Below are 13,969 nucleotides of genomic sequence, written 5' to 3'. Positions count from 1 at the left end.
TCACACTAACGCTCCTGGTTGTAGGTGCTGTCAGAACCGAAGCCCTGACCGTTCGTTTCACTGCTTCCTGCGTTGCGTCCCCGCTGGACGCCCCGACGCAGGTTGCTCAACCTGCCTCGGACGTCCTCCGGGGCGCGGGAGACCTGAGGGCCTCCCTGAGGGGTGCTCTCGGCCGCGCCCTCGACCAGATTGGCCTTGGGCACCCGCCGCGGCAGGCCGGAGGAGGTGACCCCACCCGCCTTGGGCTTCTTCAGAGCGGAGGCCTGCTGCCACCGCTCGTCGTTCGCCGTACGCCAGATGTCGCCGCCGCCGCTGCTCTGAGAAGAGGTGGCCGACGCTTCCTGCTTCGCGGGGCCCGAGCCGTTCGCACCGCTTGCGGCGGAGCCGCGGCGGGGGAGACCGGCGTCGGTCAGTGCGTGGGAGGCGGAGGGGGTCGGTCCCGGACGGTCGAAGCCTACGCGGTTCTGCTCACCCGCGTCAGCGACCGGAGCGGATTCCGCTTCCGGAGCGTACTGGTCCGGGTAGCCGTTCTGGTAACCGCTCGTGTGGCCGTTCTGCTGGGGCTGCTGAGGCCAGTCGTCCTGGTAGGACTGCTGCTCCTCGTAGGGCTGGAAGTCCTTGGAGGCGGTGGCGGGGGACGCCGGCCGCTCCTCCTGGACGGGCTCCGCATAGGCGGGGTCCGGGTAACCGCCGTTCGACGAGAAGGCGTCGTTCTGCGGCAGGCCGCCGTTCGTGGAGTACGAGTCGGCCTGCGGCACACCGCCGTTCGGCGCGAAGTACTGATCGTCGTACGCCGGGCGCTGCTGCTCCTCGTACGCCGTCTGCTGGTCGAACGCCGCGGGCTGCTCGGCGTAGCCGGTCGCGCTGCCGTCGTAGCCGTTGCGGGCGCCGTTCTGCGCGGGGTCGTAGCCGTTCTGGCCCGCGTCGAAGGCCTGCTGCTGACGGGGCGCGTCGAAGCCCTCGCCGAACGCGGGCGTCTCGCCGGACTGCTGCGGCTGCTGCGCGGCCGGCTGACCGGGCTGACCCGGGCCCGGCGGGGTCTCCAGCGCCGCACGGCGTTCCTCGCGCATCAGCGAGCGGCCCACCGGGTCCAGGTCGCGGATGTCGTCCGGGACCTCGTACTGGCTGTCGTCGAAGCCGAGTTCGGCGGCGGTGCGCATCGGCAGGCCGGTGTTGAAGTCCTCGCCGCCGGGGCGGAAGTCCTGCTCCGGGATGATCTGCGAGACGGTGAACTCGTCGCGGTCGGGCTGGTGCTCGCCGCCACCGCCACCGTGCGTGATCGCGTCGGGCAGCATGACCAGCGAGGTCGTGCCGGCCTGCTCGCCCGAGGGGCGCAGCTGGACGCGGATGCCGTGCCGGTCGGACAGCCGGCCGACCACGAACAGGCCCATGCGCTGCGAGATCGCGGCGTCCACCGTCGGCGGGTTGGCCAGCTTGTGGTTGATGTCCGCGAAGTCCTCGGCGGTGAGGCCGATGCCCTTGTCGTGGATCTCGATCATCACGCGGCCGTCGGGGAGACGGGTCGCGGTGACCCGGACCTTGGTCTGCGGGGAGGAGAACGTCGTGGCGTTCTCCAGCAGCTCGGCGAGCAGGTGCACGAGGTCGGTCACGGCGCGGCCGTGGATCTCGGCCTCCGGGACGCCCGAGAGTTCGATGCGCTCGTACTGCTCCACCTCGGAGGAGGCGGCGCGCAGCACGTCGACCAGCGGGACCGGCTGGTCCCAGCGGCGGCCGGGCTCCTCGCCGGCCAGGACCAGGAGGTTCTCGCCGTTGCGGCGCATACGGGTCGCGAGGTGGTCCAGGCGGAAGAGGTTCTCCAGCTGGTCCGGGTCGGCCTCGTTGTTCTCCAGGTCGGTGATCAGGGTCAGCTGGCCCTCGATCAGCGACTGGTTGCGGCGCGAGAGGTTGGTGAAGATCGCGTTGATGTTGCCCCGCAGCAGGGCCTGCTCGGCGGCGAGCCGGACGGCCTCGCGGTGCACCTGGTCGAAGGCGCGGGCGACCTCGCCGATCTCGTCCGTGGTGGTGATCGGGATGGCCTGCACGCGGGTGTCGACGCGTCCGGGGTCGGTGCGCGAGAGCTGGTCGACCAGCATCGGAAGGCGCTGCTCGGCGATGCCGAAGGCGGCGTTGCGCAGCTGGCGCATCGCACGGCTCATCTGGCGGGCCACGGCGCCGGCGAGGATGAACGCCAGGAGCAGGGCGACGACGACTGCGGCGCCGGTGATGATCGCGGAGGTCTTGGCGTCAGCGGCGATGTCCGAGGCCTCGGTCACGGCCTTGTCGGCCATGTCCGACTCGATCTGCCGGTAGGCGTCGTACTTCAGCGTGGTGACCGCCCACCAGTTCTCCTTGCTGATGCCCTTCTCGGCGAGCCCGGCGCGCTCGGCGCCCGAGGTCGTCTCCATGGTGGAGATGGCGCCGACCATCGTGGTCGGGTCGGACGGCGGCGGAACGTAGTCCGGGTCCTTCTGCTTCGCGGCGGCGGCCTGTGCGGCGCCGTCGCTCTTGATCTTCGCCGTGGCCTCGTCCAGCCTCTTCGCGTCGGCCGCGGTGCCGCCGCCGATGTACTCCTCGATGGCGATGCCCTCGAGGTAGGCGTAAGAGGAGAGGGAGACCTTCTGCTTGGCGAAGTCGGTGTCCTGCGGGCCCGGCTTGATCAGCAGGTGCATGCCGATCGAGCGCTCCAGGGACAGCGCGGCCTTGGTCAGCGAGATGGCGTAGACGGTACGGCCGTAGGAGGTGATGTTTCCGGTGCCCAGACCGAGCTCGTTGGAGAACTCCATCAGGGGGTGCGCGACCTGGGTGTAACCCTCCTCGGTCTGCACGCCGGTGAGCTTGGAGGAGTAGGCGGCCGCGCGCAGCGTCGTCAGCTTGGTCTCCGCGGTGCGGAACAACTGGAGTCGGCGCTCCAGGCCGGCCTTGGCCGGCATGTTCTTCGCGGCTTCGTCGAAGGCGTCGGCCGCGGTGTTCGTGGCCTGGCGGGCGGCGGTGACCGTCGCGTCGTTCTGCTTGCCCGCGAGGAGGGGGGCGGCCGAGATGTCGCGTTCCTTGTAGAGGGCGTCGCCGTAGCTCAGGGCGGCCCGCACCAGACGCGCGGTGTTCTCCGCGTCCTCGGCCTCCTGCCAGGTGTCGATCGAGCTCTTCACCTGGAAGCCGCCCATGACCAGGCCGACCACCACGGGTATGAGCAGAATCGCGTTCAGCCGGGTCGGCACCCGCCAGTTGCGCGGGGAGAGACGGCCGCCGCTCTTGGCGGGCGCGGCCGTCGGCTCCGAGCCGGGCGCAGGGGCGGTCGCCGCTCCGCGCGGCGGCGGGGTGAAGTTGCCCCGGGCCGTCGGCTCGGGACTTTTCTTGCTTCGCCTCACTCGACCAACAACCTCTCGGCGGTCGGCACCTTCGTCGTGCCGCAGTGTCTCAGAGCCCGGTCAGCCATCGACCATGAGTACGTCATTGACTATTGGGCAGTTCAGGCATTCCAGCACGACGACCAGTGCTCCTCCAAACATGGGAAAGAGTTGGTTCGACGTGATGTAAACCCCAGATAAAACGGTCAAAAAGAACGAGCCCCACCATAAGGCGGGGCCTTCGTGAGCGCAGTGAGACCGAGTGACCGCGACGCGTGGCGGTACCACCCGATTCCACTGCCGAAACGTTATGAACATCGGAGCCGACCGTGTCAAAGGCCACAGCCGGCTCCGAAGCGTCTACGACAACTGCCGTACGGCACCGGGTACTTGAAAGTTACCGCAGTCGTGCCATGAGCGCGTGCTCCACCAGCGTGATCAGCGCACTCTTGGCATCCGAGCGGTGCCGGGCGTCCGTCGTGATGATCGGGGTGTCCGGTCCGATCTGCAGCGCCTCGCGCACCTCTTCGGGCTGGTAGGGCTGCTGGCCGTCGAAGCCGTTGAGGGCGACGACGAACGGCAGACCCGAGTTCTCGAAGTAGTCGACCGCGGGGAAGCAGTCGGCCAGCCGCCGCGTGTCCACCAGCACCACCGCGCCGATGGCGCCGCGCACCAGGTCGTCCCACATGAACCAGAACCGGTCCTGACCGGGGGTGCCGAACAGGTAGAGGATCAGGTCCTGGTCGAGCGTGATACGGCCGAAGTCCATGGCCACCGTGGTGGTGGTCTTGTCCCCGGTGTGGGTGAGGTCGTCGATGCCCGCGCTCGCGGACGTCATGACGGCCTCCGTGCGCAGCGGGTTGATCTCGGAGACGGCGCCCACGAACGTGGTCTTGCCCACGCCGAAGCCGCCCGCCACCACGATCTTCGCGGAGGTGGTGGCCCGCCCTCCGTCAGAGCTTGCGAAGTCCACTGAGCACCCTTTCGAGCAGCGTCACGTCCGGAGCGCCGCCGTTGTTCTCGTCGCCGCCCGGCTGGTGGATGGCCACCAGTCCGGCCTCGGCGAGGTCCGCGACCAGGATCCGCGCCACCCCCAGCGGCATGGCCAGGAGAGCCGAGACCTCCGCGACCGACTTCACCTCACGGCACAGATGGCAGATGCGCTGGTGCTCCGGGAGCAGTCCCATGAGCGCTGCCGGGTCGGCCGTGGTGCTGATCAGGGCCTCGATGGCGAGCTGATAGCGCGGCCGGGTCCGGCCACCGGTCATCGCGTACGGACGCACCAGCGGCTGGTCGCCCTCATCCCCGTACGGCTCCGCGTACGGGTCATGATGGGCGGTGGGCGGGGTCATGGATCCTCCGGGCGGGACAGCATTCTCGGTCAGTCGTGCCGTCCGTCAAGGCCGGTGGGGGGATTGTGTCGGCCGGACGGTGATTTCGTGAGGCGGGTGGTACTCGGGCGGGTCAGTGGAGCAGACTGCCCTGGAGCTCGGCGCGCAGGTCGGGCGTGAGTACCGCGCCCGCCCGGTCGACAAGGAGCGCCATCTCGTAGCCCACGAGGCCGATGTCGCATTCGGGGTGTGCGAGGACGGCGAGGGACGAGCCGTCCGAGACGGACATGAGGAAGAGGAAACCTCGCTCCATCTCGACGACGGTCTGCGCCACGCTGCCGCCCTCGAAGATCCGGGAGGCTCCCGCCGTCAGCGAGGTCAGTCCCGACGCGACGGCCGCCAGCTGGTCGGCACGGTCGCGCGGAAAGCCCTCGGACATCGCGAGCAGGAGCCCGTCGGCGGACACCACGACGGTGTGGGACACCCCGGGGGTGTTGTCCACGAAGTTGGTGATCAACCAGTTCAGGTTCTGTGCCGCCTGGCTCATCTGACTCAACTAACGCTCCTGCTGGTGAGTGGGGCTGGGGAAACTGCCGGTCTGAGGGCCGTTGCCGGCCTGTCGACCCTGTGCGATGCCCCGACGGAGATTGGTCAGCCGGCCGCGTACGTCGTCAGGCGCACGCGAGACCTGCGGACCGGTTTGGTGCTGTTGCTGCTGAGCCGTGCCCGGGACGAGGTTCGCCCGGGGCACCCGGCGCGGCAGACCGGAAGTGGTGACGCCGCCCGCGGCCGGCTGCCTGACGCGCTCGGCCTGCCGGACGAGCTCGTCGTTCGGCGAGGTGCGCCAGGAGGCACTGGCGGCTGCGGGACGCTGGGGGGCAGCCGGAGCCTGCGGCTGCTGGTGCTGCTGGGGGGCCCGCTCCGGCTCCGGCGCGGAACCGCCCGCCTGCTGACCGTGGAACCAGTTGGTCTCCAACGTGTCGTACAGCGGCGTACGACCGTCCCCCGGACCGGCCGGCGGCAGAGCCCAGCCGTCACTCGACCCTCGCCCGTCATCGGGCCGCTGCGCGGCGCCCCTGCTCTCGGGCTCCGGACGCCCGGCCGGACGCGGCGGGACCGCCGGCTGCTGCGGAGCGCCGTAGCCGTTGGGCTGCGCGACGGGGAACTGGCCCGTGGACGAGGAGTCCTGGCGGCCGGGCAGCGAGTGCTGACCGGTCGAGGAACCGTCGTAGCCGGGCATGGCGAACTGGCCGGTGGAGCCGTTGTCGTACGCCTGCGGAGCGAACTGGTTCGGAGCCCCCGCCGCGTTCTGCCCGCTCGGCGCGCCGAAGACGTCGGACCGGGTGAAGCCGTTGGTGTCCTGCTGGCCCTGACCCGGACCCTGGCCGCCTGCGCCGGGGCGCTCGAACTGGCCGGTGTCCTGACGGCCGTTGGCACTCGGCCGCTGGAACTGGCCGGTGTCCTGACGTCCGTTGAAGCCCGACTGGCCGTTGCCCACCGCCGGGAACTGGCCGGTGCTCTGCAGCCCGTTCGCCGCCGGACCCGGGCGCTCGTCCGGTCGCGGGATCGCCGGTATCTCGGCGGTGGCTCCGGGGCCCTGGCGGTCGTCGATGCGGGGCATCCGCGACGTCTGGGCGACGTCCGGCTCCTCGTGGCCGCGCGGGGCGTCCAGCGGGGTGCGCGGCACCGGCGGCTGGGCGTTCTCGTCGCCCCAGCTCGGCACGCGCGGCTGCGGGTTGCCGCCGGGCAGCTCGGCGCGCGGACCGCCGCGCGGCGGCAGCTGCGGCTGACGGCCGCGGCCGTTCTGCTCGGCCTTGTTGCCCCGCGGCTGCGGCGGACGTCCGCCGCCGAACATGTCGGTGCCCTGTGCGCCCGTGCCGGCCGCCTGCAGACCCTGCGGCGCGCCCGGCGCCTGGCCGCCGAAGCCCGCGCCGGCCGGAGCCGGTCGGCCCTGCTGGGGGGAGGCCGGAGACTGCTGCGGACCGCGCGGCGGCTGACCGCCGGGACGGCCACCGCCGTCACGTCCGGGCAGCGCGGCCCGGGGACCCTGACCTGCGCCGAGCAGACCGCCCCCGCCGGGACCGGCGCCGAGGGCGCCGCCCTGCGGACCGCCCTGGCGACGCGCGGCGGCGACGCCGGCCGCGGCCTGCGCGGCGGCGGGACCGCCCGCGGTGCCGCCCTGACCGGGCTTGGGCTGAGGCTTCTTGCCGCCCTGCGCGACGTCCACCGGCAGCATGACCAGCGCGGTCGTGCCACCGGAGTCGGACGGACGCAGCTGGATGCGGATGCCGTGGCGCTGGGACAGCCGGCCGACCACGAACAGACCCATGCGGCGGGAGACCGACACGTCCACGGTGGGCGGCGAGGCGAGCCGCTCGTTGATCGCGGCGAGGTCCTCGGGGGAGAGGCCGATGCCGGTGTCGTGGATCTCGATCAGGACGCGGCCGTCGGGCAGCGCGTGACCGGTGACCTTGACCTTGGTCTGCGGCGAGGAGAACGACGTGGCGTTCTCCAGCAGCTCGGCGAGAAGGTGCACGAGGTCGTTGACGACCCGGCCGGCCACTTCGGTGGTCGGCACGGAGGACAGTTCGATGCGCTCGTACTGCTCCACCTCGGACGCGGCGGCACGCAGCACGTCGACCAGCGGGACCGGGCGGGTCCAGCGACGGCCGGGCTCCTCACCCGCGAGGACGAGGAGGTTCTCACCGTTACGGCGCATGCGGGTCGCGAGGTGGTCGAGCTTGAAGAGCGAGGACAGCTGGTCCGGGTCGGCCTCGCGGGACTCCAGTTCGGAGATGAGCGAGAGCTGACGCTGGATGAGGCCCTGGGAGCGGCGCGAGAGGTTGGTGAACATCGCGTTGACGTTGCCCCGCAGCAGGGCCTGCTCGGCGGCGAGGCGGACCGCCTCGCGGTGCACGTCGTCGAAGGCCGCGGCCACCTGGCCGATCTCGTCCCGGGAGTGCACACCGACCGACTCCACGGACGTGTCGACGTCCTGCGGGTCGGACTCGGACAGCTGCTTGACCAGCTCGGGCAGCCGGTCCTGGGCGACCTTGGTGGCGGTCTCCTGCAGACGGCGCAGCGAGCGGATCATGGACCGGGCGACGACGAACGCGCCGACCAGCGACACACCGAGCACGAGCAGGATGAGCGCACCGGAGATGATCGCCTCGCGCTCCGACTCGGCGCGCAGCTCACGCGCCTTCTGCTCCATGTCCTCGAGCAGCGTGTGCTCGATGTTGTTCATCTGCGTGATCTTGGTCGTGCTGTCGTCGATCCAGTCCTGGTAGGACCGCTTGTCCAGCGACTGCAGACCGGTGGCGGAGCTGAGCGCCCGGGTGGCGTAGGTGTCCGCCTCCTCGATGACCGGGTTGCCCTGCTCGATGGGCTTCAGCAGCTCCTCGGCGCCGTCGTCGCCGTAGATGCTGCGGAAACTCGAGAGTTCGGAGTCCTGGTTCTGGAGCGCGGCCTCGGCGTACTGCCGGTCGTTCTCCTTGAGGTCGCCGTAGACGGTGTTGCCCACCGGCAGCGCGGCCGCGAGCACGGCGCGCTGGACGGAGGCGTACTCCTTGGCGGAGGAGAAGGCGGCCAGTGCACGCGTGCGCTGGATCATCTCCGGGTTGTTCGTGGCCTGCGCCATGTCCTGCGACAGGTCGAGCAGGCCGGTGATGAGGCGGTGGTAGGCCTCGACCGTCTGGGTGGAGTTGCCCTTGTCCGCGTAGGCCGTGCTGCGGACCTTGGCGAGGTTGCCCAGGTCGCTGAGGAGACCCACGAGGCTGTCGCGGACACCCTGGAGGTTGCCGTCCGTGGTGGCGCTGTCGATCTCCTCCGAGGCGTCCTGGAAGGCGATCAGGGCCTTGTCGGTCTTGTCCCGGTAGCCCTTGACGCCGAAGTCCGTCGCCTTGGCGCCGTGCGCCAGCGGGCCCGCGGAGCGGTCGCGCTCGTTCTGGAGCTGCACGGCCAGTTCCGTGGCCTGCTTGGTCATGTCCGTCAGCAGCTTCATGTTGTCGAGCTGCTGGATGTCGTCCATCGACTGGTTGATGCGGATCGCGCCCAGGGTGGTGGCCGCGACCACGGGCAGGGTCAGCAGCGCCACCAGACGCGTGGAGATGCGCCAGTTGCGCAGCGCGACGCGCGAGCCGGAGCCGGGAGCGCCGGCCGGCGGCTTGACCGTCGGAGTAGGAGGAGGAGAACTCGGCGACGCGGACGCGCCGGGGCGCCCAGGGCGCTCACCGCCGTCGCCGGACGGGGCCGGGCCCGGGTTCTGGGCGTGCTGGGGCGAGGAGCCGACTGCCATCGGGCCAGTCCCGCCGTGCGGCTCCGGCTCGGCCGAAGCGCTGCCATCCCTCTTGAAACGTCCCTGCACTAGCGTCGCAACCTCTGGACCAGGCGCCCCTCCGCGTGAACGGAAGGACGGTGTCGGCGTGTTGAGGGGCGTCCTGAATTACGCCCCCCGATGGTCGTGAGTGACCGGCGCTCGCTCCCCCTGTCTCGCCGCCACCGGGCGCGCTGGGCGCCCCTGTGCGCCGGCTCGAACCCGCGGCGGTCCGAGGAATTCCAGCACAGTGCAGGATCTCCAACAAGGCCCGTTGGCCAGGCTGTGACATCCGTGACACCACGTAAGGGTCAAGTTACGGGATGTAGAAGGTGATCCCCCGTAAGGCGGACATAAATGGGCGAAGTGAGGAGGTCCGTAGGGTGTCCCAGTCGCCATGATCAGGAGCGGAATGCGCGCTTCAGGGGTGCAATGTCCGTTTCATAGTGGTCGCTTAGAGGTCTCAATTGACCGTTTTGCCCGCCAAGTCGTGAGCAAACTCACACACCGATCATGCGACCTTCACGCGTTCCCCGGGAATCGCGTGTTTAGCCTGACGCTTTACAGGGATGGCAAATCCGACAAGCCGCGCTCGTGTGGGGGCCTTTGACGGCCTCCCCGGCGCCCCGAGACGACAGGGTCACGTACAACAGTGAAGACGACGACGATGTTCCACAAGATCGCCAACCCGCGGCGCACGACGCTGGCGCACCTCAAGGACGCCGACGAACTGCAGCTCCCGGACCAGCGGGAGCACTCCGTCGAGCTGCCTGCCCAGACTGCCAACCCCAAGCGCACCATCCTCATGGAGGCCCCGGTCGCGGCCTCCGTCGCGGAGTAGATCTTCACCGACCTTCGTGGATCTTCACGTCTTCACGCGGAGATACGGGCGGCGACCGCGGAATGCTCAAGGCGGCGGCCCACGGATGTCAAGGGCGTCCCCGGCCGGGGACGCCCTTCCGCGTTAGCCTGGGCCGTCACACTCCATTGCCAGCTCGGTCTTCTCAGTGAAGGAACGCAACCAACCCGTGCGCATCGCCAGGTTCTCCATCGACGGGAACGTCGCCTTCGGCGCGGTCGAGGGCGACAAGCCGGACGAGCTCGTCCTCGACATCATCAAGGGCATCCCGTTCACGGACTTCGAGCTCTCCGGCACCAAGGTGCCGCTGAGCAAGGTCCGACTGCTCCCGCCCGTGCTTCCCAACAAGGTCGTGGCCTTCGGCCGCAACTACGCCGAGCACGCGCGCGAGCTGGGCAACGAGGTGCCCGACGCCCCCTTCGCCTTCTTCAAGCCGTCCACCTCGGTGATCGGCCCCGGCGACGACATCCAGTACCCGTCCTTCTCCGCTGACGTCCACCACGAGGCGGAGCTCGCCGTGGTCATCGGCCGGCTGTGCCGCGAGGTCCCGCGCGAACGCGTCAAGGACGTGATCTTCGGCTACACCTGCGCGAACGACATCACCGCCCGCGACGTCCAGAAGCGTGAGAAGCAGTGGGCGCGGGCCAAGGGCTTCGACACCTCCTGCCCGCTCGGCCCCTGGGTGGAGACCGGCCTGGACCTCGAGACCGCGAGCGACCTAACCGTCCAGCTCACGGTCAACGGCCAGCAGCGGCAGCTCGGCCGCACCAGCGAGATGATCCACTCGATCGAGGATCTGATCGTCAACATCACCGAGGCCATGACGCTGCTCCCCGGCGACGTGATCCTCACGGGCACCCCGGCAGGGGTCGGCCCCCTGGCTGTCGGCGACGAGGTCGCCGTCACCATCGAAGGCATCGGCACTCTCACCAACAAGGTTGTCAAGCGTGGCTAGCGCACCCGGCTCTCCCGTACGCGTCCGTTTCTGCCCCTCGCCCACCGGTAACCCCCACGTGGGCCTGGTCCGCACCGCCCTGTTCAACTGGGCGTTCGCCAAGCACCACCAGGGCACGCTGGTCTTCCGCATCGAGGACACCGACGCGGCCCGCGACTCCGAGGAGTCCTACAACCAGCTCCTGGACTCGCTGCGCTGGCTCGGCTTCGACTGGGACGAGGGTCCGGAGATCGGCGGCCCGCACGCGCCGTACCGCCAGTCGCAGCGCATGGACCTCTACAAGGACGTCGCCGAGAAGCTCCTCGCCGCCGGCCGCGCCTACCACTGCTACTGCTCCCAGGAGGAGCTGGACACCCGCCGTGACGCCGCCCGCGCCGCCGGCAAGCCGTCCGGCTACGACGGCCACTGCCGCGACCTCACCGAGGCGCAGGTGGCGGAGTACCAGGCCCAGGGCCGCACCCCGATCGTCCGCTTCCGCATGCCCGACGAGACGATCACCTTCACCGACCTGGTCCGCGGCGAACTGACGTTCACCCCGGAGAACGTGCCCGACTACGGCATCGTCCGGGCGAACGGCGCTCCGCTGTACACGCTGGTCAACCCGGTCGACGACGCGCTGATGGAGATCACGCACGTCCTGCGCGGCGAGGACCTGCTGTCCTCCACCCCCCGCCAGATCGCCCTCTACAAGGCGCTGACCGAGCTGGGCATCGCGAAGTCCGTGCCCGCCTTCGGCCACCTGCCGTACGTGATGGGCGAGGGCAACAAGAAGCTCTCCAAGCGCGACCCGGAGTCGTCCCTCAACCTCTACCGGGAGCGCGGCTTCCTCCCCGAGGGCCTGCTCAACTACCTCTCGCTGCTCGGCTGGTCGCTCTCGGCCGACCAGGACATCTTCACGATGGACGAGATGATCGCCGCCTTCGACATCGCGGACGTCAACCCCAACCCGGCGCGCTTCGACCTGAAGAAGTGCGAGGCGATCAACGCCGACCACATCCGCCTGCTCGACGTGAAGGACTTCACGGAGCGCTGCGCCCCCTGGCTGAGGGCCCCCTTCGCGCCCTGGGCCCCGGAGAGCTTCGACGAGGCGAAGTGGCAGGCGATCGCCCCGCACGCCCAGACCCGCCTGAAGGTCCTCTCGGAGATCACCGACAACGTCGACTTCCTGTTCCTCCCGGAGCCGGTCGAGGACGAGGCGAGCTGGACGAAGGCGATGAAGGAGGGCAGCGACGCGCTGCTCACGACGGCCCGCGAGAAGCTGGAGTCGGCCGACTGGACCTCCGCCGAGGCCCTGAAGGAGGCCGTCCTGGCCGCCGGCGAGGCCCACGGCCTCAAGCTCGGCAAGGCCCAGGCCCCCGTCCGCGTCGCCGTCACCGGCCGCACGGTCGGCCTCCCCCTCTTCGAGTCCCTGGAAGTCCTGGGCAAGGAGAAGACCCTGGCCCGCATCGACGCGGCCCTGGCGAAGCTGTCGGCGTAACGCCCACGCGTGAGTGAGGGGCGGCGCCCGGGATTCCGGCCGCCGCCCCACACCCGTTCACCTCAGACGGCGTCGTTCTCGTCGATCAGGTAGGCGAACTCGTCGAAGATCTCCAGCACGACGACGACCATGACGGCCCCCGCGACCACGTACTCCACCATCATGCCGGGGGCCACATACGCCTTGCGCAGGTGTTCGTCGGGACCGAGTTGCGCGGTCGACACCTTGCGGTAGGGATCCCGGGCCAGTATCCGCACAGCCTTGTCCACCTGGGCGCGACGCTCTCCGGGCAGACCGTCGTAGGCCGCCCGGGCCTCGACGGTGAACTGGACTCGGTACTCGCTCATACCGTCAGTGTGCCAGCCCGCGATACCGTCGGGGACATGAGCATTCGCGCCGTGGTCTGGGACGTGGACGACACCCTCTTCGACTACACGACTGCGGACCGCGAGGGCATGCGGTCGTATCTGACGGCCGAGGGGCTGATCGACCGGTACGGGACCGCGGAGCAGGCGCTCGCGCGGTGGCGGGAGGCCACCGACCAGCAGTGGGCGCGGTTCTCGGCGGGCGGGATCACCTTCGAGGACCAGCGCCGGGACCGGGTACGGGTGTTCCTGGAGCGCGAGATGACGGAGGCGGAGGCCGACGACTGGTTGGTGCGGTACCACAGCCACTACGAGGCCGCCTGGTCGCTCTTCCCGGACGTCCTGCCCGTCCTGGACGCCCTCGCCGCCAGTCACCGCCACGCGGTGCTCTCCAACTCCAGCATCCACGTCCAGGACCACAAGCTGCGCGTCCTCGGCGTCCACGACCGCTTCGAGGCCATCCTGTGCGCCGCGGAGCTCGGCGTCTCCAAGCCGGACGCCGGCGCCTTCCTCGCGGCCTGCGAGGTCCTGTCCCTGCCCCCGCACCAGGTGGCCTACGTCGGCGACCACCCGGAGATCGACGGCCGGGGCGCTGCCGACGCCGGACTGCTCTCGGTGTGGATCGACCGCTACGGCGGCACGGCGACCGTGGAGGTCCCGGCCGGACGGCACCGGATCGTCACCCTCGCCGAACTCCCGGCGATCCTCGGCGCGGATACCCGTTTTGGAGCGCAGTCCACCTTCGGGTAATGTTCTTCCTGCGCCGCCGGGGAGCGGGCCGAAAAGGCCGGAACCGGAGGAGCGAAACTAGAACAAGATCCCCTACGGGGCTTGCGTTCCGGTGGCCTATGGTGTAATTGGCAGCACGACTGATTCTGGTTCAGTTAGTCTAGGTTCGAGTCCTGGTAGGCCAGCTCGCAGAGCTCATCTGCAAAGCCCCCGTTGTGTAGCGGCCTAGCACGCTGCCCTCTCAAGGCAGTAGCGCCGGTTCGAATCCGGTCGGGGGTACTGGTTCCGATCATCTCGGGACTGCTAGGGCCCCCGTTGTGTAGCGGCCTAGCACGCCGCCCTCTCAAGGCGGTAGCGCCGGTTCGAATCCGGTCGGGGGTACGGTTCAGCTTGAATCACCTTGGTCTATGGTGTAATTGGCAACACTACGGTTTCTGGTACCGTCATTCTAGGTTCGAGTCCTGGTAGACCAGCTCTGATCTGCGGAAACGCAAGATCTAGGCCCCCGTTGTGTAGCGGCCTAGCACGCCGCCCTCTCAAGGCGGTAGCGCCGGTTCGAATCCGGTCGGGGGTACGTACGGTGAAGGCCCTCCA

Annotated in this window: 10 protein-coding genes and 5 tRNA genes; 9 read left to right on the top strand and 6 right to left on the bottom strand. The window is 69.8% G+C overall.

Annotated elements, in window-relative coordinates; all coding sequences use genetic code 11:
- Positions 1-5 precede the first annotated feature (5 nt).
- From ACIBAF_RS27920 to ACIBAF_RS27900, 5 genes are all read right to left on the bottom strand, one after another.
- A complete protein-coding gene (locus tag ACIBAF_RS27920) occupies positions 6-3,365 on the bottom strand; it encodes a nitrate- and nitrite sensing domain-containing protein (protein WP_399466616.1) in 3,360 nt (1,119 codons plus the stop codon).
- A gap of 376 nt (positions 3,366-3,741) precedes the next feature.
- The gene (locus ACIBAF_RS27915) at positions 3,742-4,317 is read right to left on the bottom strand and encodes an ATP/GTP-binding protein (RefSeq protein ID WP_030793795.1); all 576 of its coding nucleotides are present in this window, start codon (positions 4,315-4,317) and stop codon (positions 3,742-3,744) included.
- The gene (locus tag ACIBAF_RS27910; RefSeq protein ID WP_009190816.1) at positions 4,298-4,696 is read right to left on the bottom strand and encodes a DUF742 domain-containing protein; all 399 of its coding nucleotides are present in this window, start codon (positions 4,694-4,696) and stop codon (positions 4,298-4,300) included. Before ACIBAF_RS27910 ends, ACIBAF_RS27915 begins: the two co-directional genes overlap by 20 nt.
- Positions 4,697-4,808: 112 nt before the next feature.
- Complete coding sequence (locus ACIBAF_RS27905; RefSeq protein ID WP_003993189.1) at positions 4,809-5,222, bottom strand: roadblock/LC7 domain-containing protein; 414 nt, start codon at positions 5,220-5,222, stop codon at positions 4,809-4,811.
- Between the two features lie 9 nt (positions 5,223-5,231).
- Positions 5,232-9,041, bottom strand: coding sequence for a nitrate- and nitrite sensing domain-containing protein (locus tag ACIBAF_RS27900; RefSeq protein ID WP_399466615.1), 3,810 nt, complete (start codon positions 9,039-9,041; stop codon positions 5,232-5,234).
- 601 nt (positions 9,042-9,642) lie between these two features.
- Here ACIBAF_RS27900 and ACIBAF_RS27895 point away from each other — a divergent pair.
- The 3 genes from ACIBAF_RS27895 to gltX all read left to right on the top strand — a co-directional run bounded on the left by ACIBAF_RS27895 (position 9,643) and on the right by gltX (position 12,281).
- A complete protein-coding gene (locus ACIBAF_RS27895) occupies positions 9,643-9,831 on the top strand; it encodes a hypothetical protein (protein ID WP_399466719.1) in 189 nt (62 codons plus the stop codon).
- 187 nt (positions 9,832-10,018) lie between these two features.
- Positions 10,019-10,804, top strand: coding sequence for a fumarylacetoacetate hydrolase family protein (locus ACIBAF_RS27890; RefSeq protein WP_399466614.1), 786 nt, complete (start codon positions 10,019-10,021; stop codon positions 10,802-10,804).
- On the top strand, positions 10,797-12,281 hold the full coding sequence (gltX, locus tag ACIBAF_RS27885; protein ID WP_399466612.1) for a glutamate--tRNA ligase: 1,485 nt from the start codon (positions 10,797-10,799) through the stop codon (positions 12,279-12,281). Before ACIBAF_RS27890 ends, gltX begins: the two co-directional genes overlap by 8 nt.
- Positions 12,282-12,343: 62 nt before the next feature.
- Here gltX and ACIBAF_RS27880 read toward each other — a convergent pair whose 3' ends face one another.
- Entirely contained in the window at positions 12,344-12,628 is a 285-nt protein-coding gene (locus ACIBAF_RS27880; RefSeq protein ID WP_399466610.1) for a hypothetical protein, read from the bottom strand.
- A gap of 36 nt (positions 12,629-12,664) precedes the next feature.
- On the opposite strand from ACIBAF_RS27880, the gene ACIBAF_RS27875 reads away from it, so the two are divergent.
- The 6 genes from ACIBAF_RS27875 to ACIBAF_RS27850 all read left to right on the top strand — a co-directional run bounded on the left by ACIBAF_RS27875 (position 12,665) and on the right by ACIBAF_RS27850 (position 13,949).
- Positions 12,665-13,396, top strand: coding sequence for an HAD family hydrolase (locus ACIBAF_RS27875; RefSeq protein ID WP_399466608.1), 732 nt, complete (start codon positions 12,665-12,667; stop codon positions 13,394-13,396).
- Between the two features lie 92 nt (positions 13,397-13,488).
- Positions 13,489-13,560, top strand: a tRNA-Gln gene (locus ACIBAF_RS27870).
- A gap of 21 nt (positions 13,561-13,581) precedes the next feature.
- A tRNA-Glu gene (locus ACIBAF_RS27865) sits at positions 13,582-13,654 on the top strand.
- A 29-nt stretch (positions 13,655-13,683) separates the two neighbouring features.
- Positions 13,684-13,756, top strand: a tRNA-Glu gene (locus ACIBAF_RS27860).
- A 20-nt stretch (positions 13,757-13,776) separates the two neighbouring features.
- Positions 13,777-13,848: transfer RNA gene (locus ACIBAF_RS27855), tRNA-Gln, on the top strand.
- A 28-nt stretch (positions 13,849-13,876) separates the two neighbouring features.
- Positions 13,877-13,949 (top strand) — tRNA-Glu (locus tag ACIBAF_RS27850).
- Positions 13,950-13,969: the final 20 nt, after the last annotated feature.

The sequence above is a fragment of the Streptomyces sp. NPDC051677 genome, from assembly GCF_044453465.1.
GTDB lineage: Bacteria > Actinomycetota > Actinomycetes > Streptomycetales > Streptomycetaceae > Streptomyces.
Note: the sequence above shows the minus strand (reverse complement) of the source record. Positions and strands in the feature narration are given on the sequence as shown.